Origin of the sequence: Paenibacillus vietnamensis, assembly GCF_020169515.1 — a bacterium.
Lineage (GTDB): Bacteria > Bacillota > Bacilli > Paenibacillales > Paenibacillaceae > Pristimantibacillus > Pristimantibacillus vietnamensis.
Genome location: NZ_JAHMHW010000025.1, coordinates 1 through 22,675, shown reverse-complemented (window position 1 = coordinate 22,675; position 22,675 = coordinate 1). Strand labels below are relative to the sequence as shown.

The 22,675-nt window shown below is 53.1% G+C and carries 26 protein-coding genes; 1 reads left to right on the top strand and 25 read right to left on the bottom strand.

Features of this window, described 5'->3' with window-relative positions; translation table 11 throughout:
* Nucleotides 1-123 precede the first annotated feature (123 nt).
* The 15 genes from rplK to KP806_RS25495 all read right to left on the bottom strand — a co-directional run bounded on the left by rplK (nt 124) and on the right by KP806_RS25495 (nt 11,103).
* Nucleotides 124-549 (bottom strand): 50S ribosomal protein L11, encoded by a 426-nt coding sequence (gene rplK / locus KP806_RS25560; RefSeq protein ID WP_028609671.1) that lies wholly within the window; start codon nt 547-549, stop codon nt 124-126.
* Nucleotides 550-667: 118 nt separating this feature from the next.
* The gene (gene nusG, locus KP806_RS25555) at nt 668-1,201 is read right to left on the bottom strand and encodes a transcription termination/antitermination protein NusG (protein WP_028609672.1); all 534 of its coding nucleotides are present in this window, start codon (nt 1,199-1,201) and stop codon (nt 668-670) included.
* Nucleotides 1,202-1,225: 24 nt separating this feature from the next.
* Entirely contained in the window at nt 1,226-1,435 is a 210-nt protein-coding gene (secE, locus tag KP806_RS25550; protein WP_053373883.1) for a preprotein translocase subunit SecE, read from the bottom strand.
* Between the two features lie 18 nt (nt 1,436-1,453).
* The gene (rpmG, locus tag KP806_RS25545) at nt 1,454-1,603 is read right to left on the bottom strand and encodes a 50S ribosomal protein L33 (RefSeq protein WP_028609674.1); all 150 of its coding nucleotides are present in this window, start codon (nt 1,601-1,603) and stop codon (nt 1,454-1,456) included.
* Nucleotides 1,604-1,920: 317 nt separating this feature from the next.
* On the bottom strand, nt 1,921-2,571 hold the full coding sequence (gene sigH / locus KP806_RS25540; RefSeq protein WP_224726585.1) for an RNA polymerase sporulation sigma factor SigH: 651 nt from the start codon (nt 2,569-2,571) through the stop codon (nt 1,921-1,923).
* Between the two features lie 277 nt (nt 2,572-2,848).
* The gene (locus KP806_RS25535; RefSeq protein WP_224726584.1) at nt 2,849-3,373 is read right to left on the bottom strand and encodes an NYN domain-containing protein; all 525 of its coding nucleotides are present in this window, start codon (nt 3,371-3,373) and stop codon (nt 2,849-2,851) included.
* Nucleotides 3,374-3,376: 3 nt separating this feature from the next.
* Complete coding sequence (gene rlmB / locus KP806_RS25530) at nt 3,377-4,132, bottom strand: 23S rRNA (guanosine(2251)-2'-O)-methyltransferase RlmB (RefSeq protein ID WP_224726583.1); 756 nt, start codon at nt 4,130-4,132, stop codon at nt 3,377-3,379.
* Nucleotides 4,129-4,602 carry a Mini-ribonuclease 3 gene (locus tag KP806_RS25525; RefSeq protein ID WP_224726582.1) on the bottom strand — a complete coding sequence of 158 codons (474 nt, stop codon included), beginning with the start codon at nt 4,600-4,602 and terminating at the stop codon, nt 4,129-4,131. The genes rlmB and KP806_RS25525 overlap by 4 nt, the downstream gene beginning before the upstream one ends.
* On the bottom strand, nt 4,599-6,041 hold the full coding sequence (cysS, locus tag KP806_RS25520) for a cysteine--tRNA ligase (RefSeq protein WP_224726581.1): 1,443 nt from the start codon (nt 6,039-6,041) through the stop codon (nt 4,599-4,601). Before cysS ends, KP806_RS25525 begins: the two co-directional genes overlap by 4 nt.
* Entirely contained in the window at nt 6,038-6,700 is a 663-nt protein-coding gene (gene cysE, locus KP806_RS25515) for a serine O-acetyltransferase (RefSeq protein ID WP_224726580.1), read from the bottom strand. Before cysE ends, cysS begins: the two co-directional genes overlap by 4 nt.
* Nucleotides 6,701-6,991: 291 nt before the next feature.
* Complete coding sequence (locus KP806_RS27715; protein WP_263575884.1) at nt 6,992-7,114, bottom strand: hypothetical protein; 123 nt, start codon at nt 7,112-7,114, stop codon at nt 6,992-6,994.
* Nucleotides 7,115-7,220: 106 nt separating this feature from the next.
* Nucleotides 7,221-8,690, bottom strand: coding sequence for a glutamate--tRNA ligase (gene gltX / locus KP806_RS25510; RefSeq protein ID WP_224726579.1), 1,470 nt, complete (start codon nt 8,688-8,690; stop codon nt 7,221-7,223).
* 66 nt (nt 8,691-8,756) lie between these two features.
* On the bottom strand, nt 8,757-9,239 hold the full coding sequence (gene ispF / locus KP806_RS25505) for a 2-C-methyl-D-erythritol 2,4-cyclodiphosphate synthase (RefSeq protein ID WP_224726578.1): 483 nt from the start codon (nt 9,237-9,239) through the stop codon (nt 8,757-8,759).
* Nucleotides 9,236-9,955, bottom strand: a complete 720-nt coding sequence (gene ispD, locus KP806_RS25500) for a 2-C-methyl-D-erythritol 4-phosphate cytidylyltransferase (RefSeq protein WP_224726577.1) — start codon at nt 9,953-9,955, stop codon at nt 9,236-9,238. Before ispD ends, ispF begins: the two co-directional genes overlap by 4 nt.
* A gap of 50 nt (nt 9,956-10,005) precedes the next feature.
* Nucleotides 10,006-11,103 carry a PIN/TRAM domain-containing protein gene (locus KP806_RS25495; RefSeq protein WP_224726576.1) on the bottom strand — a complete coding sequence of 366 codons (1,098 nt, stop codon included), beginning with the start codon at nt 11,101-11,103 and terminating at the stop codon, nt 10,006-10,008.
* 174 nt (nt 11,104-11,277) lie between these two features.
* Here KP806_RS25495 and KP806_RS25490 point away from each other — a divergent pair, with 174 nt between their 5' ends.
* Nucleotides 11,278-11,673, top strand: a complete 396-nt coding sequence (locus tag KP806_RS25490) for a nucleoside triphosphate pyrophosphohydrolase family protein (protein ID WP_224726575.1) — start codon at nt 11,278-11,280, stop codon at nt 11,671-11,673.
* Nucleotides 11,674-11,759: 86 nt separating this feature from the next.
* On the opposite strand, the gene pssA is transcribed toward KP806_RS25490, so the two are convergent.
* From pssA to KP806_RS25440, 10 genes are all read right to left on the bottom strand, one after another.
* A complete protein-coding gene (gene pssA / locus KP806_RS25485) occupies nt 11,760-12,506 on the bottom strand; it encodes a CDP-diacylglycerol--serine O-phosphatidyltransferase (RefSeq protein WP_224726574.1) in 747 nt (248 codons plus the stop codon).
* 88 nt (nt 12,507-12,594) lie between these two features.
* Nucleotides 12,595-13,671, bottom strand: a complete 1,077-nt coding sequence (gene disA / locus KP806_RS25480; protein WP_224726573.1) for a DNA integrity scanning diadenylate cyclase DisA — start codon at nt 13,669-13,671, stop codon at nt 12,595-12,597.
* An 11-nt stretch (nt 13,672-13,682) separates the two neighbouring features.
* On the bottom strand, nt 13,683-15,050 hold the full coding sequence (gene radA, locus KP806_RS25475; protein WP_224726572.1) for a DNA repair protein RadA: 1,368 nt from the start codon (nt 15,048-15,050) through the stop codon (nt 13,683-13,685).
* Nucleotides 15,051-15,402: 352 nt separating this feature from the next.
* Nucleotides 15,403-15,747, bottom strand: coding sequence for an antibiotic biosynthesis monooxygenase (locus tag KP806_RS25470; protein WP_224726571.1), 345 nt, complete (start codon nt 15,745-15,747; stop codon nt 15,403-15,405).
* Between the two features lie 86 nt (nt 15,748-15,833).
* A complete protein-coding gene (gene clpC / locus KP806_RS25465) occupies nt 15,834-18,296 on the bottom strand; it encodes an ATP-dependent protease ATP-binding subunit ClpC (protein WP_224726570.1) in 2,463 nt (820 codons plus the stop codon).
* Nucleotides 18,293-19,336, bottom strand: coding sequence for a protein arginine kinase (locus KP806_RS25460; RefSeq protein ID WP_397376433.1), 1,044 nt, complete (start codon nt 19,334-19,336; stop codon nt 18,293-18,295). Before KP806_RS25460 ends, clpC begins: the two co-directional genes overlap by 4 nt.
* 79 nt (nt 19,337-19,415) lie before the next feature.
* A complete protein-coding gene (locus tag KP806_RS25455; protein ID WP_224726568.1) occupies nt 19,416-19,937 on the bottom strand; it encodes a UvrB/UvrC motif-containing protein in 522 nt (173 codons plus the stop codon).
* 35 nt (nt 19,938-19,972) lie between these two features.
* Nucleotides 19,973-20,434, bottom strand: coding sequence for a CtsR family transcriptional regulator (locus KP806_RS25450; RefSeq protein WP_224726567.1), 462 nt, complete (start codon nt 20,432-20,434; stop codon nt 19,973-19,975).
* Between the two features lie 433 nt (nt 20,435-20,867).
* The gene (locus KP806_RS25445) at nt 20,868-22,232 is read right to left on the bottom strand and encodes an arsenic transporter (protein ID WP_224726566.1); all 1,365 of its coding nucleotides are present in this window, start codon (nt 22,230-22,232) and stop codon (nt 20,868-20,870) included.
* Between the two features lie 42 nt (nt 22,233-22,274).
* Nucleotides 22,275-22,451, bottom strand: a complete 177-nt coding sequence (locus KP806_RS25440) for a hypothetical protein (RefSeq protein ID WP_224726565.1) — start codon at nt 22,449-22,451, stop codon at nt 22,275-22,277.
* Nucleotides 22,452-22,675: the final 224 nt, after the last annotated feature.

Below are 22,675 nucleotides of genomic sequence, written 5' to 3'. Positions count from 1 at the left end.
TATGTGGTTGTAGCGGAAAATCCTCCTGGGGATGATCCTCCCACCCGCAAGGGCCGAAGCCCTGCAGAGCCGAGCCGCCGTGAGGCAGGCTCTATGCGTTCGCCCCGCTGGACGAAGCGCGAATTAGTCAACGATTGTTACACCCATGCTGCGAGCTGTACCTTCAACCATACGCATTGCCGCTTCAACGGAAGCTGCGTTAAGGTCAGGCATTTTTTGCTCAGCGATTTCACGGACTTTGTCACGTTTTACAGTAGCGACCTTCTTCTTGTTCGGCTCGCCGGAACCTTTTTCGATACCAGCTGCGACGCGGAGCAATACTGCTGCCGGCGGCGTTTTTGTCTCGAACGTGAAGGAACGGTCTTCGAATACCGTAATTACGACTGGAATAATCAAGCCTGCTTGATCCGCAGTACGCGCGTTGAACTCCTTACAGAATGCCATGATGTTAACGCCCGCTTGACCGAGTGCCGGACCGATTGGCGGCGCCGGGTTAGCTTTGCCTGCAGGAACTTGCAGTTTGACCATTTTGATGACCTTTTTTGCCATGCTTGACACCTCCTTACTTAGTAATCCATGCGTAAATAGCATATACGACTTTGGGCCGCAATGCCACTGCGCCGTAAATCACCCACCGGGATGCCCGGTGAATGCGGAAACCGGATGATTATATCTTCTCCACCTGAGTGTAATCCAGCTCAAGTGGGGTCTCCCTGCCAAACATGTTCACATGGACCTTCAATTTCGCCTTATCCAGCAAAATTTCCTCCACGGAACCGACGAAATCAGCGAAAGGACCTACTTTAACGCGGACAGTTTCTTTCAGCTCAAACTCGATCTTCGGCTTCGGCTCTTCCATTCCCATATGCTTCAAGATCTGTTCGACCTCATCTGGCAACAGCGGAGTCGGTTTGGAGCCCGATCCTGTTGAACCTACAAACCCAGTCACGCCAGGCGTATTCCGAACAACATACCATGAATCGTCGGTTTGAACCATTTCCACAAGAACATAGCCGGGGTAGACTTTACGCTGGACAGTCTTCTTCTTGCCGTCCTTCTCTACCACTTCATCTTCCATAGGAACGAGCACGCGAAAGATCTTGTCTTCCATGCCCATCGATTCAACACGGCGCTCGAGGTTGGCTTTCACCTTGTTCTCATAGCCTGAGTAAGTATGCACGACGTACCATCTTTTTTCCATCACAAATCCACCTTTGGTCCCTTCCTAAACAATGAGTTCAACCAGAGACGAGATTCCGATGTCAAGAAGCCAAAAGTAAATCGTCACCAACGTGATCGTCAGCAAAACCACGATCGAATAGCTCGTCAACTCTTTACGGCTTGGCCAGCGAACCTTTTTCAGTTCTGCCCAGCTGTCGGCAAAAAAACTAAACGTCGTACCAAAGCTTTGCTTCAGTTTAGCCAAAAATGCCACGGTCACACCTCCAGTTGACTATCTCGTCTCGCGATGAGGAGTCTGCTCGTTACAAAACTTGCAAAACTTCTTCAACTCGATGCGGTCGGGGTGGTTGCGCTTGTTTTTGGTGCTCGCATAGTTTCTTTGTTTGCAGTTTGTGCATGCCAACGTGATAATTACCCGCATTGAATTACACCTCCCGAACTGCTAAAAAATACGAATCATGAAGCTCTATATGAAAGTTCATTGATTCCAACAGCCAAAACGAAAAAAAACCTCGATTTCAGGCCTACCTAAACACTTTATCATAGCGGAAATTTGATGTCAATGTAAAAGATAAGCGCTTGGCCTGCGAATATATGGCAACACAAACGACATCGGACTCGTTTCTACCAGTATAGTCCCCTTATGTCCTTTTAAAACACAAAGGGACTGCATTTTCCAGCTGGAACCGGCCGGAACGATGACAGTCCTTTGGTTTGCTTATTGTGTATGATAGCCGATTAATTGCTTATGTCCCTGATTTCCAAATAACGTTCCAGCTTCCGCTTTACCCGCTGCAGAGCGTTGTCAATAGATTTCACATGCCTGTCCAGATCAACCGCAATCTCCTGATAGGACCTTCCGTCCAAATAGAGCATGAGCACCTTGCGTTCCAGATCGCTCAAAATCTCGGACATCTTATCCTCTAATCCGACGAATTCTTCCTGATTGATTATGAGCTCCTCAGGGTCAGATACACGCGTACCGCAAATGACATCAAGCAGCGTGCGGTCGGAATCTTCGTCATAAATCGGCTTATCAAGCGAAACGTAGGAATTGAGCGGGATGTGCTTTTGACGCGTGGCTGTTTTGATAGCGGTAATAATCTGTCGGGTGATACACAATTCGGCAAAGGCTTTGAAGCTGGCAAGCTTGTCTCCCTTAAAGTCCCGAATGGCCTTATAAAGACCGATCATGCCCTCCTGTACGATATCTTCACGATCCGCACCGATAAGAAAATAAGAGCGGGCTTTCGCTCTCACAAAATTCTTATACTTATTAATCAAATATTCCAGGGCTATGCTGTCGCCGTTGCGGACCGCTTCAACGATGTCCTCGTCCGTACTGTTGTCATACTCGAGCGTACTCCATTCTTTGAGGTCGATACTCACGAACAATCCCTCCGGCCTGCAAGGCGTACACCGCTAGATTCATGCGATAACGGTCTGCCGCCAAGTCAGCAACAGCGCGTTTCGCGAGGAAATATAAGCTTGTCTACCGCATGCCGCCATAGATCGCTATATTTCAAGAAAGATAGAGTCAGTATACATGATGCAACCTAATACCGTCAACCGATCGGCCCCCGGAAAACCGTCGTTTTACTTGCAAAAATGTAACTTTGTGGAATTCCGGCCGCGCCCCTGTCGACCGGGCCCGGACCGTTCTCCATCATTTTTCTCCGCGCCGTATCCGCTCCAGCAGGCTGCGGATTTCCAGGCTGATCCTGCCGTCGACGGAATTGCGTTTATCCGGACGCTCCTCGCGCAGCGATTCCTCGATGTTTTTGCGGTTTTGGCCGATGTCGATCAGCAGCTCCCGTGCGGAAACACGAAGGGCCCCCTTGCCGAAGGCGACATGCTGCTCCACCAGATCGGAGGTGGCCACGTATATGTTCCTCCGTCTGGCGGACAGCTCCGAGCAAAGGCGCTCAATGCATTCGTCGGCCGTTTCCTTCTCCTTCGTGTAGACAATCGTTATCTTATGCTGCTTATAGGTCGCCCCAAGTCCCGGTACCTGATGGGCGTCGAAGATGACGTAAACCTGCATTCCCGTAAACCCTTGATAATCCGCGAGCATATCGAGCAGCTTATCCCGCGCGTCCTCCAGATGGTGCTCCTTCAGCTTCTCAAGAACCGGCCAGGCTCCAATCATGTTATATCCGTCGACTAACAAAACATCGTCGCGCCGGTTCATCCCCTAAACACCCAGCCGCTGCCGGACGACTTCATACATCAGGACGCCTGCCGCGACGGATGCATTAAGCGAGTTTAATTGGCCGAGCATCGGCAGCTTTACCAGAAAATCGCATTTTTCCCTGATCAGCCTGCCCATGCCTTTGCTCTCATTGCCGATTACGATGGCAAGAGGCATATCGAATTTCATGGAGTAGACACTTTGTGCGGCTCCAACGTCCGTTCCCGCTACCCATACGCCTGCTTCTTTAAGCTTGTCGATCGTTTGCGCAAGGTTCGTCACCCGGGCGACCGGCACATGCTCGGCTGCTCCGGCCGATGTTTTGAGCACAGTGGCGGTCAGGCCCGCCGAGCGGCGCTTCGGAATAACGACTCCGTGTACCCCCGTGCATTCAGCCGTACGGAGAATGGAACCGAGATTGTGCGGATCCTCGATTTCGTCGAGCAGCAGCAGGAACGGTGTCTGTCCGAGCTTGGCGGCCCGCTCAAGAAGCTCCTCCACCTCGACGTAGGCATATGCCGCCGCCTGAGCGACTACGCCTTGATGCGTAACGCCGGGAGCCAGCCCGTCCAGCTTGCGCTTGTCCACAAATTGCACGACGACGCCCTGCTTTTTCGCTTCCGCGACGATCGGCTGCGTCAAGCTCTTCTGGGAGCCCTCCGCGATCCATATTTTGTTCAATTCACGTCCGGATTTGAGCGCTTCGAGCACCGGGTGCTTGCCGGCGATCATTTCCTCTTGGTTCGTTTCCACTGTCATGGCTTGTCCTCCTCTTGATCCGCGGCGCCGGCGGGGCCTTTGCCTGCGGCCCCTTCCCCGGCAATCGCCAGCGACATCAATTCGTTCAGTCTTTCCGTGCGTCCTTCGTAATATAAATAGCCGATCAGGCTCTCCAGAGCCGTCGCAAAGCGGTAATCGGCGTAATCCGCGTTTTTCGGGGGAGCGCCGGACTTCGAATTTCGGCCGCGGCGGACAATATCCGCTTCCTCCTCCGTCAAATGAGGCTGCCAGCGCTCCAGTATGCCCCGCTGTCCTTTGGCCGAGACCAGCTTCGTGGCTTCGCGGTGCAGGTGATGCGATTTTTGATTCGGAAGCGAGATGAGATACTGCCTGACGAGCAGCTCAAACACCGCATCCCCGATATAGGCCAGCACGACCGGATTCATCTGCTGCGGGGATTTGGCCGGGAGATGGAACAGCAGGCTGCCGGAACCGATGCTCCCGCTCATTTGCGGCGCCAACGGATACCTTGCGGGGTATCCTCGAGTACGATATTTTTCTCCGTCAGCAGATCCCTGATTTCATCCGCTCTCGCCCAGTTTTTGGCCTTCCGCGCTTCCGTGCGCTCGACGATCAGCTGCTCGATGTCCGCGTCCAGCAGATCGGCGCCTTCCTGTTCCACCGGAAGCAGCCCGAGCACCGCATCCATGCGGGTCAACAGCGCCTGCAGCGCACGAAGGCCCTCGGCGGAGGCGTCCGGCCGGTTCATATACTGGTTAGCCTCCGTCACCAGCTCGAATACGGCGGTGATGGCATCTGGCGTGCTGAAATCATCGCTCATTTTTGCATCGAACTGATCGTTAATATCCTTCAGCCTGGCGTCCAGTTGAGCGTCTCCGGAGAGCTGCAAGCCTTTTGCGGTATCATCGGCCGCTGCGGTACCGCCGTCTGCCGCCGTTAAACGGTGCTTCAGATTGGCCGCACAATTCGCGATGCGCTCCACGCTGTTCTCCGCCTGAGCGATCGTATCGTCGCTAAAATTAAGCGGGCTGCGGTAATGCGTCGCCAGCATAAAGTAACGGACCGCGTGAGGCTTCACCCGCTTCACCAGCTCGTTCACGGTAATACCGTTTCCGAGCGATTTCGACATTTTTTCATTATTAATATGGATATACCCGTTATGCATCCAATAATTCGCAAGCGGCTTGCCGGTCAGCGCCTCGGATTGAGCCACTTCGCATTCGTGATGCGGGAACTGCAAATCATGGCCGCCGCCGTGAATGTCCAGCGTATCCCCCAAATAGGCGCGGGCCATCGCCGAGCACTCGATATGCCAGCCCGGACGGCCGTCGCCGAACGGACTTTCCCACTTGATTTCTCCGGGCTTCGCGCCCTTCCAGAGCACAAAATCCTGCTGGTTCTCCTTGCGGTCGCCGACCTCAATGCGGATGCCGAACTGAAGCTCTTCAATGTTCTGATGCGAAAGCTTTCCGTAATCGGCAAAGTTCGACGTCCGGAAATAAACGTCGCCTTCGCTTTCATAGGCATAGCCTTTGTCGATCAGCTCCTGAATAAACGAAATAATCTGCGGAATATGATCCGTTACGCGCGGGTTCAGCGTCGCTTTGCGCACGCCGAGCGATTCCAGGTCGTTATAGAACGCAGAAATGTAGGTTTCCGCCACCTCCGGCACGGTCGTACCGAGCTGCTCCGCCTTTCGGATCAGCTTGTCGTCGACGTCCGTAAAGTTAACGACGTATTGAACGTCGTTGCCCTGATCTTCCAAATAACGGCGGACCACATCGAAAAAGATAACCGGACGCGCATTTCCGATATGAATATAGTCATACACGGTCGGACCGCATACGTACATTTTCACCTTGCCCGCTTCAAGCGGCTCGAACGCCTCTTTGGATCGCGATAGCGTATTGTAAATCGTTAATGTCATTTTCTCAGATCTCCTCCAGCCACAGGCTCCCGCAGCTTTCCCAGCTCGGTCCTCAAATCGTCAATTTCCTTCTGCATCGACCGAAACATTTCGATCACCGGATCCGGCAGCTGCGTATGGTCAAGCCGATCGCCCACACGCTGTCCGTCCCGTTTCACGACGCGCCCCGGATTGCCTACGACGGTGCAGTTCATCGGCACCTCGCGCAGCACAACAGCGTTGGACCCGATATTCGAGTAGTCGCCTACGCTGAACGACCCGAGCACCTTGGCTCCGGAGCCTATAACTACATTATTCCCAATTGTCGGATGACGTTTCCCTTTCTCCTTGCCGGTACCGCCCAAGGTAACTCCCTGATAGATCACGACATCGTCGCCGATTTCGCAGGTCTCCCCAATAACGACGCCCATCCCGTGGTCAATGAACAACCGCTCCCCGATGCGGGCGCCCGGATGGATTTCGATGCCTGTCATAAAACGGCTCACCTGCGAAATGATACGGGCAAGCGTGAACCAGCCCCTGCGGTACAGCGGATGGGCGATTCGGTGGGCCCATATGGCGTGTAGGCCGGAATACGTGAAAACAACCTCGAAGCGACTGCGCGCAGCCGGATCGTTCTCAAAAACAGCTTGAATATCCGATCGAAAATGGCGAAACATAGTCAAGACTCCTTTACCAAGCGCTCTGTTAAATCAAAAAAAGCCTCTGCAGCATCAAATGCTGCAGAGGCGTCTCATACCGCGGTTCCACTCTGCTTGAACAAACCGCCGGTCAAATGCCATAGCGGATGTTCTTCTCCTTCGTCCTTAACGCGAACGCAACGTTGCCGCCTACCCTGTCCTGCCCATCCGTCCGCGATCACGATTCATCCGGCTCTTCCGCCGTATCATGGTCAACGTACCGATTCCGCAGGAGCAGCTCGGAACAAAGCTCCCAGGTGCATATTCCGCTTACGCGAACCAGACAACTTGCAGCCCCATTCCAAGCCCTCTCGCCGCATGCGCGGCGGCTACGATTCGAATGACGGTTGTCCTCTCTGCGAATCCGCAAGTAAACGTACTTCTCCTGTTCATGGCCGATCAATTCATGGATTTAATAGTCATAGTATACCGAATACCTAAAAAGGTGACAAGTGTTATGTCACTTGCCCGGCACGGAGACTGCTGCGTCATCCGCCTATTACTGCCTTGCGGCCAAACGCCCGCGCAGGCGGTCCGTCACCTTTTGCTTGCCCAGCAGCGCGATCGACTGGTTCAAGTCGGGTCCGTGCGTCTGTCCGGTTAGCGCGGCGCGAATCGGCATAAACAGCTGCTTGCCTTTGAAGCCCGTCGATTTCTGAACCGACTTGATCATCTCTTTAATGCCGTTCACGTCAAAAGCCGATTCTCCCGCTTCGATAAGCTCCAGAAACGCCTGCAGCACGACCGGCACCTGCTCCTCCGCCAGAACGGCGGCCGCTTCTTCCTCATCCTCCGCCGTTTCGCGGAAGAACAGCTCCGTCATCGGAACGATTTCTGCGGCATAGCGCAGCTTATCCTGATGGAGCGCAACGAGATCCGTTACCCATGCGCGTTCTTCCGCGCCGAGCTCCCCGGATGCGCGGCCCGCTTTTTGCAGATGCGGGATACACAGGTCGACGAGCCTTGCGAGATCCGCTTTTTTCAAATATTCGTTGTTCATCCAGCTCAGCTTCTGCGTATCGAATACGGCAGGGCTTTTGCTTAAACGGTCGGCATTGAACACCTGCACAAGCTCATCGCTAGTAAAGATCTCCTGCTCCCCTTCCGGCGACCAGCCAAGCAGCGAGATAAAATTGAACATCGCCTCCGGCAAATAACCGAGCTCGTCGTACTGCGAAATGAACTGAATAATCGATTCGTCGCGCTTGCTGAGCTTTTTGCGCTGCTCGTTCACGATCAAAGTCATATGCCCGAAACGCGGCGGCTCCCAGCCGAACGCTTCATAGATCATCAGCTGGCGCGGCGTGTTCGAAATATGGTCTTCCCCGCGCAGCACATGGCTGATTTTCATCAAATGGTCGTCGAGTGCGACAGCGAAGTTGTACGTCGGAATGCCATCCTTCTTCACGATAACGAAATCGCCCATTTCCGAAGTATCAAAGCTGATCGAGCCTTTGACCATATCGTCGAAGGAATAGGTACGGTTCTCAGGCACACGGAAGCGGATGCTCGGAATACGTCCTTCAGCTTCGTATGCCTGACGCTGCTCCTCGTTCAAGTTACGGTGGCGCCCCGAATAGCGTGGCGTTTCGCCGCGCGCCATCTGCTCCTCGCGCTCCTGCTCCAGCTCTTCTTCACTGCAATAGCAGCGGTAGGCGAGTCCGCGGTCAAGCAGCTCCTGCCAGTATTTGTTGTAAATGTCCAGACGCTCCGTCTGGCGGTAAGGGCCGTAGCCTCCGCCGATATCAATGCTCTCGTCCCAGTCGATACCCAGCCATTTCAAATATTTCAGCTGGCTCTCCTCGCCGCCGGCCACGTTGCGCTTCACGTCCGTATCCTCGATCCGGATAATGAATTTACCGCCGCGGTTTCTTGCATACAAATAATTGAATAAGGCCGTTCTTGCGTTGCCGATATGTAAATGTCCCGTCGGCGACGGGGCATAGCGTACGCGCACCTCTGCCGTCATCTCAACCTGCCTCCTGTAAAATGCCGCGAGCCGCATCCGGCTTCGCTGCCCATAATATAATCCCGATCATAGCACATCCTTAATCAGGCAAACAACCGATTGTGCCGCGATCCCTTCTCCCCTGCCGGCAAAACCGAGCTGCTCCGTCGTCGTCGCCTTCACGTTAACCTGCGACACGTCCGCCTCCAGCGCCTTCGCGATAATTTCCGCCATTTGCGGAATATACGGCAGCATCTTCGGACGCTGGGCGATAATCGTCGAATCCGCGTTACCCAGCTTATAGCCCCGCTCCCGCGCAAGCTTCCACACCTGCTCCAGCAGCTTCAGGCTGTCCGCGTCCTTAAAGGCCGCATCCGTATCCGGAAAATGTTTGCCGATATCCCCAAGCCCCAGAGCTCCGAGAATCGCATCCGAGACCGCATGCAGCAGAACGTCCGCATCGGAATGCCCCAGCAGCCCTTTCTCATAAGGGATCGTCACGCCTCCAATAATGCAAGGACGGCCCTCCACCAATTGATGCACATCAAACCCTTGTCCTACCCGAATCATTCGTGCTCCTCCTTTCCTTCTCCCGAGCCGGCCCGTCGCTGCGCGAGCAAAAATTCCGCCCACGGCAAGTCTTCGGGCGTTGTAATTTTAATATTCGTGTATTCGCCTTCCGCTACGGTAACGGGAACGCCAAGGCGTTCAACCGCCATCGCGTCGTCTGTTCCCATGAATCCTTCCGCCAGGGCGCGCTCAAGCGCCTCCAGCAGCAAGGCACGCCGAAAAGCCTGCGGCGTTTGTATCGCCCACAAGCTTCGGCGGTCCGGTGTCGATTGGATGACGCCCGCTTCGTTCACTTGCTTAATCGTATCCTTGACCGGAACGGCCAGCACGGCTGCGCCGCTCTGCTCGGCCCTCTCGCAGCAGACGCGCACCGCATCCGCCGTAACGAGCGGACGTACGCCGTCATGCACCATAACCCATTCTGCCGATAAGGCTTTTAGTCCGCAAAGCACGGAATCCTGACGCTCCTTGCCGCCGGCAACGACGGAAGACACCTTTGTCAGCCCGTATTGCCGCACCCATTCGCCGCATCGGTCCAGATCCCCGCTTCCGGTTACAAGAACGATTTCCTTCACCGTATCCATTGACTGGAACAGCTCCAGCGTATGAACGAGGATCGGCTTGTCCCCAAGACGCAAATACTGCTTGCTTTCCTTCGTTCCCATCCGCGTGCCGCGTCCGGCCGCGACGATAACGACTCCCCATTTTGCTTTCATGCCTTCAACCTGCCTCACGCTGTTAGATACAATAGCTCTATCATACCTTGTTACAGCGCTTTTTCCAACAGCTTGGGCTTCGCGAATATCATGCGGCCCGCCGAGGTCTGCAGTACGCTCGTTACCAGAACCTCCATCGTCGTGCCGATATACTCGCGGCCGCCTTCTACGACGATCATCGTGCCGTCATCCAAATAGGCAACCCCTTGGCCATGCTCTTTGCCGTCTTTTATCACTTGAACAATAATTTCTTCTCCCGGCAGGACAACCGGCTTAACCGCATTGGCCAAATCATTGATATTAAGCACCGATACGCCTTGGAGCTCGCATACTTTATTAAGGTTGAAATCGTTGGTGACAACCTTGCCGTGCAGCGCCTTGGCCAGCTTCACCAGCTTGCTGTCGACCTCGCCGATTTCCTCGAAGTCGCCTTCGTAAATCAGCACCTTCACGTCCAGCTCTTTTTGAATTTTATTCAGGATATCAAGCCCCCTGCGGCCCCGGTTCCGTTTGAGCAAATCCGAGGAATCGGCGATATGCTGCAGCTCCTCCAGCACGAATTCCGGAATGACAAGCGTCCCTTCGATAAAGCCTGTTTTGCAAATATCCGCGATCCGTCCATCGATAATAACGCTGGTATCCAAAATTTTATGCTCTTCGTAGCCGCGAGTTTCCTCCGCCGCCGGCGCGCTCCGGCGAGACTCCATCAGCGCAACAAAGCCGCTTGCAAGTTCCTCCTGCTTTTGCAGCCCGATTCGCATGCCCAAATAACCGAAACAGAGCATCATAACGGCCGGGATCAAGCTTCCTAAGCTTCCCAGACCGGACACGGCCGGATAGAGCAATACGGCAAGCAGCAGGCCTGCAAGCAATCCGGCCGCCCCTGAGAACAGCTGCCTCAGCGGCACAACCGCCGTTTTCTCCGCGCCTTCCTGCATAAGTCGGATAACCTTGCCTGCAAACATCGAAGCTGCGACTACCCCAAAAACCGCGCCAACGGCTACATTCATGTAATAAGTGCCCGACTTCTGCAGCATTCCGAACGACGAGCCCGACCATACGGCCGCACCATTCATCCATCCGTATACTTCACCGCCGGCCATACCGCCGAACAACATGCCTATCAATTGTATTATTCGTCTAACCATTATGGTTCACCTCCACTACAATTATGTTCCAATATTGGCCAAGTTAACCGTGGGGGAGGCATCAAATGCAAACATTTATATTTTCTAATAAATCTATTTTGAAAACGGTGCGCCGGAGGCTTATAATGGGAATTGAGATTACATCATACGAGGTTGATGAAAGAGGTGGAACCGATGAGTGCTCCTACGTTGAATCAATTTCAGATGCAGGTATCGGAATTGCTGCTCAGGCACCGAAGCTTGCTGGATGTCATGTCCAAATTCGGCCAATCAGGCGCTTCAGTCAACCGCGCGGTTACCAAGGCCGTCACGGACTGCGGCTGCATTGAATTAAATGCCCGCAAGCAGGAATACTCGGATGAGCTCAATCTGGAGGGTGCGAAGGAAACGCTTCAAAGCCATATTTCCGGTGCCGTATGCGAGCATTGCCGGGACGTTCTGAAGTCGGAGCTTGGCCGCAACCTGTTCTACATGACTGCATTGTGTAATCAGCTGGACATAAAGCTCGACGACGTCATTGCCGAAGAGTACAAGAAATGCTCGACGCTTGGTTTGTTTAATTTAACGTAGTCTGCGGAGAAGCAGCTCTTTCCCGCGAATCAACACAAAAAAGAAGCCCCAATCGCGGAAGGTCGCGATATGGGGCTTCTTCGTTATTAAGCCGGCTTCTCCGATTGAACCGGTTCCTCGGCTTGATCCGTCCGGCCGCCGCGCTTGCGGTTTCTCTTCTTCAGCCGGCGGTCAACGTTTTTTTTTAATCCGTACAGCGCATAGAGCAGCAGGGGTACGAACAAGATTTTGGAGAGTTCGTTTTTAAACATCAGACCTAGCACAACTGCCACTATAATGACAATCGGCACGACCCATACGGCACTCTTCGGAATGCCGACCTTCTTGAAATTGGGATACTTGATCGTGCTGACCATCAGGATCGAGAGCGCAAAGGTGCTGGCCAGAAGCACCGTTACGTCAATATCGTCTTTGAACAAAGCCAGCGTAGCCAGCACACCGCCCGCCGCGGGGATGGGAAGGCCGATGAAATAACCCGGCGCGCTTGTAATGACGTTAAAGCGGGCAAGCCGCAAAGCCCCGCAAATCGGAAACAATGCCGTTACGATCCAGGCGAAAGCCGGATTCAGCTCTTGGAAAGCGACCACATACATGATAAAAGCCGGCGCAACGCCAAACGAAATAACATCGGATAACGAGTCCAGCTCTTTGCCGAATTCACTTTGAACGTTCAGCGCCCGAGCAACGCGTCCGTCTACGCCGTCCAGCAGCATCGCGATTAACACCATCATCGCGGCCGTATCCGGCTTTTCGTTAAAAACTAGAATGATGGCGATTACCCCAAGGAACAGGTTCCCCACCGTGAGAAGGCTCGGTATCGATTTTGTGATCATCTATTCCACCTCTTCTCTACTATGCCCCAAAACCCTTAACGAATGTATCAAATTGCCGCATGACTACATTCCATCCATTGTATGGGATTTAGATTTGCCTGTCAATGAACATCTGCTCCTGGATGCGCTTGAGGCCTTCCTTAATCGCTCTCGCCCTAACCTCGCCTATACCGTCAACCTCGTCCAGCTCCTCGATCGTTGCCATCAGAATATGCGGCAGTCTTCCGAAGCGCTCAATCAGGTTATTCATAATGATGAGCGGCAGTCTTGGAATCTTGTTAAGCAGCCTGTAGCCGCGCGGGGAAACCGATTCCTCGTTCATATTGTTCGTATGTGAATATCCGATCAAACGGATGATCGGAGGGGCATCGAGCAGCTCGTCGGAGCCGAGCTTCTTTAGACCCGCCCGGATCTCCCTGATTTTCTCATCCGAGTTGTCTTTTGCATAGTCCTTAAGTAAGTACCAGGCATCCTCTTCGACTCCGCCAACCAGCTCCTCCATTTGCATGCTGATAAGACGGCCTTCCGTGCCCAGCTCGTTCACGTAGCGCTTGATTTCCATCTTGATGCGCAGCACCATTTCGACGCGCTGGATCACATGCGCCACTTCCTGCAGCGTGACCAGCTCTTCGAATTCGAGCGCGGACAAATTGGTGAAGGACTGGCTGAGCACCGCCTTATATTTCTCCAGCGTCTGAATCGCCTGATTGGCTTTGGTCAGGATGACGCCCATGTCCTTAAGCGAGTACCTCAGGTTGCCTTGGTAGAGCGTTATGATATTCCGGCGCTGCGAGATCGAAACGACCAGCTTCCCCGTTTGCTTCGCCACGCGTTCCGCCGTCCGGTGTCTGATTCCCGTCTCGATGGACGGGATGGAGCTGTTTGGAATCAGCTGCGTATTCGCGTACAATATCCGGCGCATATCCTCGCTCATAATGATTGCGCCGTCCATCTTCGCCAGCTCATACAAATAGTTCGGCGAAAAATCGCAGTTAATGGAAAAGCCGCCGTCCACGACCTCCATGACCTCCGGGCTGTATCCCACTACGATCAGAGCTCCCGTTTTGGCGCGAAGCACGTTCTCCAGCCCTTCGCGAAAAGGGGTGCCTGGCGCGACTAGCTGCAACAACTGGTTCATAATTTCAAGCTGCGTAGGTTCCTTCATCATCTGCCCCCTTATCCAAGCGCTGCCTTAAGTGCTTCCGCCACTGTGCTGACGCCAATAATTTCAATACCCTCGGGCGGTTTCCAGCCCTTTAAGCTTTTCTCCGGCATAATGACCCGCTTGAAGCCAAGCTTCTCCGCTTCCTTGACCCGCTGCTCCGCCCGCGAGACGGCACGCACCTCGCCGGTCAGGCCTACCTCTCCGAAAATGACGTCGTACGGCTTCGTCGGCGCATCCCGAAAGCTCGAAGCCAGGCTGACAGCAGCCGCCAAATCGACGGCAGGCTCATCCAGCTTTACCCCGCCTGCTACGTTCAAATAGGCGTCCTGCGTCTGAAGAAACATTCCGTTACGCTTCTCCAGCACCGCGATGATCAGCGCCATGCGGTGATGATCCATGCCGGTGGACATCCTTCTCGGAGACGGAAAGTTCGTCGTCGCGACCAGCGCCTGAAGCTCAACGAGAACCGGTCTCGTTCCCTCCATGCTGGCCACAACCGTCGAGCCGGCTACGCCAAGCGGCCGCTCGGACAGAAACAGCTCGGACGGATTGGATACCTCGCGAAGTCCGTCCTCTCCCATTTCGAATATGCCGATCTCGTTGGTCGATCCGAAGCGATTCTTGACCGCCCGCAATATCCGGTACGTATGATGCCGCTCGCCTTCGAAATAAAGCACGCAGTCCACCATATGCTCGAGCAGCCTCGGTCCGGCGATCGCGCCTTCCTTCGTAACGTGACCGACAAGCACCGTCGCAATCCCCTTAATCTTGGCTACCCGCATGAAGTGGGCCGTACATTCGCGGACCTGGGATACGCTTCCCGGCGCCGACTGTACGTTCGGGTCGTACACCGTCTGAATGGAATCGATGACGAGAAAGTCCGGCTGCACCGATTCGATCGCCTCGTTAATTTGCTCCATATTGGTCTCGCATAATACATAGAGGGATTCCGTAAGCGCGCCGAGCCGATCCGCACGCAGTCTCGTTTGCCGGACGGATTCCTCGCCGGAGATGTACAGCACCCTCAGTCCCTTAACCGCCAATGCATGCGAGGTCTGCAGCAGCAGCGTCGACTTGCCGATACCGGGATCACCCCCAACCAGAATGAGCGAGCCAGGCACGACGCCTCCGCCCAGCACCCGGTTAAGCTCCAGCATTCTTGTTTCAATCCGCGGCTCCTGCCCGCTTTCTATATGTATGATGGACATCGGCTTTTCTTTCGCATGAAAAGATGAGAGACCGACGCCCTTCGTCTTCACGACCGTTTCCTTCTCTTCCACCATCGAGTTCCATGCGTGGCAGCCCGGGCATTTCCCGAGCCATTTCGCTGATTCGGTGCCGCATTCGGTGCACACGAATTTCGTTTTTATTTTAGCCATTCCGTGCTCCCATGCGTTTTTTTAAATTTGACAGTCCATTCAATTTTACCATTTAATGCCCGCCCGATAAAGCACAATGTAGATTCGGTTGCCGCTGTTCCTATTCCCCAAGCAACTCATAAATGCAAAAATGTTATCCACATGTATATATCGATCTCCACAGAGATTATCCACAGACTTATCAACATTATATCAACATTGTCAACAACGCATGCACATCTTCCTCCGGAAACTTTATAAAATAAAAACAGCCATGCGTTCCTTCCGGATACAGCTGGCTGCTTGTTGTTGTGGATAAATGTAATGCCTGTTCTGGTTCACCCTCACCGGTATTACTTTGTATATCTTAGTATTACTCGACGGCTTGCCGCGACACCAGCACGCGGTGAGTCGAAAGCTGGGATCCCAGCATGACGCTTTCCTGTGGCTTCCCGTCCGCTGTGCCGCTTGCCTGACCGCCCCGGTGCGCATGTGCTTGCCTGAAGGAATCACTGTTCACCCAGCCCTCGAAGGAGGCTTTATCCGTCCATGTCGTGCTGACCTTCAGCTCGTCATGCTCCTCCAGATTTTCCGTGAACAGCACCTCCATGCGCACGAAGCCCGGCGACTGCTCGATCCCCTTGGAGCTTTGAAAACGCTGCGCCACCGTCTCCCCGTGACCCTTCTTCACTTTAATCGTATTCGTAACGACGATCATCCCGATTCCTCCCGCTCTTCATATCAGCCTTACCCTGAAAAAAAAGGCCAGGCAGGACTTCTGCCCTGCCCGACCTCTTTAAACTATCAGGATTGCGTTGCCGGTTCCTCGGAAGCCGGCTCCTTATCCTTCTTTGTTACCGTCAGTTCGCCTTCCTTCTCGTCGATCGTGAAGGAGTCTCCCTTCTGGATGTTGCCCATGAGCAGCTCCTCGGAAATGCGGTCCTCGATATGCTTCTGGATCGCGCGGCGCAATGGACGCGCTCCGTAAGCCGGGTCGAAGCCTTCTTTGGCCAGGAAGCTTTTCGCTGCATCCGTGAGGATAAAATCTACTTCCTGCTCGCGCAGACGCTTGCGAAGCTCTTCGGACATCAGCGTAACGATTTGAGCGATATGCTCCTCGCCGAGCGAATGGAAGACGATCGTTTCATCGATCCGGTTCAGGAACTCCGGACGGAAGCTTTTCTTCAGCTCGGCCATCACTTTATCCTTCATTTGCGCGAAATCTCTGCCCGCATCCTGCACAGCCGTAAAGCCGAGCGAGGAATTGCGCTTGATTTGATCGGCGCCGACGTTGGATGTCATGATGATCAGCGTATTGCGGAAGTCTACGACGCGGCCTTTGGAATCGGTCAAGCGGCCGTCCTCCAGCACCTGCAGCAAAATATTGAATACTTCCGGATGCGCCTTCTCGATTTCATCGAGCAGAACAACCGAATATGGTTTGCGGCGAACCTTTTCCGTCAGCTGGCCGCCTTCCTCGTAACCGACATAGCCCGGAGGCGCCCCGACGAGACGGGAGGTCGAATGCTTCTCCATGTACTCCGACATGTCGATGCGGATGACCGCATTTTCGTCGCCGAACATTGCTTCCGCAAGCGCTCTTGCAAGCTCCGTTTTACCTACGCCCGTGGGGCCAAGGAAGATAAACGAGCCGATCGGACGCTTCGGATCCTTCAGGCCGGCACGCGCGCGGCGGATCGCTCTGGATACCGACTTCACCGCATCGCTTTGACCGATTACGCGGTCATGCAGGATGGACTCCATATTGAGCAGCCGTTCCGTTTCTTCTTCGGCCAGCTTGCTGACCGGAATACCCGTCCAGCTTGCCACCACTTGTGCAATATCCTCCGGAGTAACCTCCGAATCGGTGCGTCCTTGTTTTTCTTTCCATTGGTTTTTCGTCACGTCGAGCTCTTCGCGAATTTTTTGCTCGGTGTCGCGAAGCGCCGCCGCCTTCTCGAATTCCTGGCTTTGAACCGCCGCGTCTTTTTCCTTGCGGATATCCTCCAGACGGTTTTCCAGCTGTTTTAAGTTCGGCGGAATCGTGTAAGAATTCAAACGAACCTTCGAGCCCGCCTCGTCGATCAGATCGATCGCTTTGTCCGGCAGGAACCGGTCGGTAATATAACGGTCGGACAGCTTCACCGCTTGCACGATGGCATCGTCCGTAATTTTCACCCGGTGATGGGCTTCGTAACGGTCGCGCAGGCCGTACAAAATTTGGATCGCTTCTTCAGGCGACGGCTGGTCGACCGTAATCGGCTGGAAGCGGCGCTCCAATGCGGCATCCTTCTCGATATATTTGCGGTACTCGTCAAGCGTCGTCGCCCCGATGCACTGCAGCTCGCCGCGAGCCAGCGCCGGCTTCAAAATATTCGAAGCGTCGATCGCGCCTTCCGCTCCGCCTGCACCGATCAGCGTATGAAGCTCGTCAATGAACAAAATGATATTTCCGGCTTGGCGAATCTCGTCCATAATCTTTTTCAGTCGGTCCTCGAACTCGCCGCGGTATTTCGTGCCGGCAACGACAGAGCCCATATCGAGCGTCATGACGCGTTTATCGCGCAGCGTTTCCGGAATTTCGTTTTCGATAATTTTTTGGGCAAGACCTTCGGCAATCGCCGTTTTACCGACGCCCGGTTCCCCGATCAATACCGGGTTATTTTTGGTCCGGCGGCTGAGCACTTGAATTACGCGCTCGATTTCCTTGCTGCGGCCGATAACCGGATCCAGATTGCCTTCCTTCGCATATGCCGTCAAATCCCTGGCCAAGCCGTCCAGCGTAGGCGTGCTGACATTAGCCTGCGAGCCGTGGTTGCTCGATACCGCCTCGCTGCTGCCCAGCAGCTGAAGCACTTGCTGGCGCGCTTTGTTGAGGCTGATGCCCAGATTGTTCAAGACACGTGCCGCAACGCCTTCCCCTTCGCGAATGAGGCCCAGCAAAATATGCTCCGTGCCGACGTAAGTATGGCCGAGCTTTCTCGCTTCATCCATCGACAGCTCGATGACCTTCTTCGCACGCGGCGTATACGCGATATTGTTAGGCTGCTCCTGACCGCGGCCGATCAGCGCCTCCACCTCATCCTGAATCTTCTCGAGACCAAGTCCCAGGCCGATCAGAGCTTTTGCTGCAATCCCTTCCCCTTCGCGGATAAGCCCCAGCAAAATATGCTCCGTGCCGATATTGTTATGTCCGAGCCGAACCGCTTCCTCCTGCGCCAATGCAAGCACCTTTTGTGCCCGTTCTGTAAATCGTCCAAACATCATATTCTTGCACCCCCATGATCGGTTTCTCCGCGCAATTGCTTGCGTATTAATTCTGCTCTCCTGTAATCCCTCTGCTCGGGACTCATCTTCTCGTTGAAGGCCTGCTGCAAAAAGCCGGGCTGAGTCATCACGAGCAGTTCATTCAACATTTGCGGTGTTACGTCTTGCAAAATGCCGAGATCGGTACCGAGTCTTACATCGGACAGCCGCTGAGCCGATTCCTTGGAATCCATAATCATCGCGTGGCATAAAATGCCATAGGAACGTTTCACGCGGTCCTCGATGCGCAGCTTCGACTCCTGCAGCAGCCTGCTGCGGGCCGCTTTCTCGTGCTCGATAATTTGCCTTGCTACACCGTACAAATTATCGATGATCTCATCTTCGGATTGGCCGAGCGTAATCTGGTTCGACACCTGAAATAAATTTCCAAGCGCTTCGCTTCCTTCGCCGTACAACCCTCTTACGGCCAAGCCTACCTGCGTGACGGCGGATAAAATGCGGTTAATTTGATTCGTCAGCACAAGCGCCGGCAAATGCATCATGACCGATGCCCGGATTCCGGTACCAACGTTTGTCGGACAAGTCGTTAAATAACCGCGTTTCTCATCGAACGCATAATCGGCTGCTTCTTCAAAAATATCGTCAATTCCGCTGGCCAACGTCCATGCCTCCTGGATTTGAAATCCCGGATATAAACATTGGATGCGCAAATGGTCTTCCTCGTTAATCATGATGCTGACCGACTCGTCATCGCTTAAAATGACAGCCCCGCAGCGCGATTCATTCGCTAAATTTGGACTTATCAAATGCTTTTCGACAAGCACCCGTTTCTCGAGCTCTGTCAAATCAGACAGCGTAATCGTCTCAAAGGAGCCTAACGCCGCCAATCTCCCCGACTGGCTTACGTTCGTCAACTGTTCCATTACGTCCTTCGCCTGCTGGTTCGTAGCAAGCAGCGGGAACGGGTGATGGCTTAAATTACGGGCGATTCGGACTCGGCTGCTGATGACGATTTCGGCCTCTGGACCTTCATTCTTCATCCATTCGCTTAGCGCATGCTGTGAGAATCGATGGCTAGACAAGACAATCGTTCACTCCTTCCATTCCGGCTTCAGGTATTTACAGATCGGCCATTTTACGTTCGAGCTCCCGAATCTGATCGCGAAGCTGGGCCGCGCTTTCGAACTCTTCATGCTCGATTCTGGTTTGCAAATCGCGCCTTAACTGTTCGATTTCCTTTCTGCACCTGATTTGATTGCCGGACCGTTTCGGAATTTTGCCGCTGTGGACCGTGCCGCTGTGCACCCGCTTGAGCAGCGGATCCAGTTTCTCGGAAAACGCCTGATAGCAGTTGCTGCAGCCAAAACGTCCGATTTTGCTGAATTGTGCATACGTTAATCCGCATTCCTCGCATCGAAGCGGCTGCTGCTGCATGCTGCCCATACCAGGAGCGCCTAGCTGCTCGAAATCAAGAAGACCCGACAATAAACTGTGAATGGAAAAACTGTTTGGCGTGCCGGGAATTCCTTCGCCTTTCTCGCGAGCGCAGCCCTCGCAAATATGGAATTCGGTTTTTTCACCGTTAATGATTTTCGTAAAATGAAGCGTGGCCGGCTTCTTGCCGCACTCTTGGCAATACAAGCCTGATCCCTCCTCCCGGTATACACGGTTTGCCGTTATTTTACCAGCAACGAGATGAGCATAGCCCGAAGCAATTTGGCCCGAATCTCATCCCTCAGCGGCAGCTTCAGCGTGATCGTCTCCCTGTTTACCGCAGCGCGGAGCAGGTTCGCCTCCCGCTTTGAAATCAGCCTCGCTTCCTCCAACTGATAAATAAGCCCTTCCGCCGCACCTTGCTCGACACACTCGCCTATAGTCTCTTCAATATGATGCTGAATCGTCTTCAGTGCCGGCAGGTCGATCCGCTGGATGCGAATATACCCGCCGCCGCCGCGTTTGCTTTCCACCATGTAGCCCTTCTCCAACGTAAAGCGGGTGCTGATTACATAGTTGATTTGCGACGGTACGCAAGAAAATTTGTCAGCCAGATCGTTCCGCTGAATTTCGACTGCGCCCTCAGGGCTGTCTTGGAGCATGTGCTTCAAATACTGTTCGATGAGATCGGAAATGTTTCGCAAACCACCAACCTCCCTGAAAAATAACCCGTACAACCAAGTTTGAAACAATAAAATCAAAGATGCCTTATGTCATCCAAGCTGTTACCGGCTTTCTTTATAAGCCGAATATTCAGATAATTGACTTTGACTTTCTTTGACTTTGATTTTATTATATGCAATTTTGGAAAAAGGTCAAGTGCTTCGGCGCAAATCATTTTTATTAGCTTGCTGTGCTTTCCGGGCATTTATACATGGCTTCTTATATTATGTAACTAGCGTAAACGGCTGTCGCTGCGCATGAACCGTTAGCTGTATCTTTTCGCAGCTCGGTTCTGTGCCGTCCTTTGCGGCAACAGCTCGTTTCTTATATTTTGACAAAAAACGTCCCTCCCTCCTCCTTTCGGCAGCAGGGCTGAACGTTGGGCGAATTGCGACAAAAGCAGCTGGCATTCCCCTAAAACAGCCAATAAACCCATACATACAATATGACAAGCGTAAAAAGCAAAGCAGGCGGGATGACGATGAGCGTCAACCGGATATAATGCATCCAATTCACTTTGATATTATGCTGCTTCAGAATATGAAACCAAATTAAGGTGGCCAATGTCCCGATAGGCAGGAGCAGAGAACCTATATCGCTTCCGATTACGTTTGCCAGATAGGCGATTTTTAAAGTCAAAGGATCCAGACCCATCTCGGTTAAGGCCAATGTCCCGACCATTAACGCCGGATGATTGTTAAATAAAGCGGACATTGCCGACGTCAAACCGCCCATAAGAAGGCTCGCATGCAGCAGACTCCCCGATACAAGCGGACGAAAGAGCTCCACCACCCGGTCTGTCAGTCCAATATTGTGCAAGCCGTATATAACGATATACATCCCGTATGCGAACACAAAAATATGCCAGGGCGTTTTTCGAAGCATGTCGGATGGCGGCTTTTTGAAATAAATCCATCTCCATGCCAGCAGGATAAGTGATCCGGCCATTGCTATCCATTCGATCGGTATGCCGAAATAGGAGGCGATAAATAAACTGATTCGGATGGCAAATACAAAGATCAAAACATTGCGGATAAGCTTCGGTTTATACGTATCCTGTCCTTCGGGGCCCGGGCTCGGGGGCTGCATGGGATGATTTTGGCGAAATTGAAAGTTGTTGTATTTGTAATGAAGAACGGTGGGCAGCCTGCGCGGCAAATCCTTATGAACACAAACATAAACCAGAAGGGTAAGCAGCACTAAACCGAGCGCAGCGGGGATGAGCATCATTAAAGAATACTGGTATAAGCTCATGTCTACGATTTTTAGCGAAATCAGATTTACGATGTTGCTCACGCCGATCGGAGCGCTTGAAGCCGTTGCAACTAACACGCCTGATAACAGATAGGGCAGCTTTTGATTGTTTCTTAGGCCCATCTTATGAAGCAAAAGGAGCAGAATAGGGGTTGTAATTAATATACTTCCGTCATTGTTGAAAAATAAGGTCATAAGAAAACAAAGGAGATTCACATACCAGAACAGCTTGATGCCTGAGCCTCTTGCCCTTGCAGCAAGCCCTTCAGCCGCCCAATAAAAAAATCCGATGCTCTCCAGCACAAGAGCCATTACGATAGTCGATACGATTGTAATCGCCGCTCCGCTTACTGTCGTTGTAATGACAGCAAGGTCGGCGTATGAAACGCTGCCGATAAGCATAATCATGACGGCCCCTCCCGCCGCCGGTATCGCTTCGTTAATCTTCTTTGGACGCCATAATACAAGCACAGTCGTTATCAAAAAAGTGAGTAACGTCATTGCTGTGACAGCCGGCCCATACATCTGTAATCGCTCCCTCCGCAGTTACCGTCAGGCTATATCTGTTTACTCGTACGAAGTCTTGATTTCTGAGGCGACCGTCCTGTCCGACTCCATTTGCTGTTCGCTGTCTGCGGCGTTATGTGCAATTTGTACCAGCTGCTCTGTTTCCTTCCTAGAAGGACTAAGCAGGAAGTATATTAACACCCCTGCAGCCATAACAATCGCCATCATAAGCAACATTTCACTTCCCCCTTTCTCTTGAATTTAGCATTACACCTAGATTCACCTAGCAAGTGCTGATCCATGGCATTTATCGCCTCAGGCAGTTTTTACTATATTTATATGTTTTGAGATTTCAATTTGATATGATAAGTCGACCTATTTTTGGAAAATAACAACAAAAAACCTTCCGCATAACTGCGACAGGCTTCCCGTGCTTGGCGACGTCCATTCCGCACCGGATG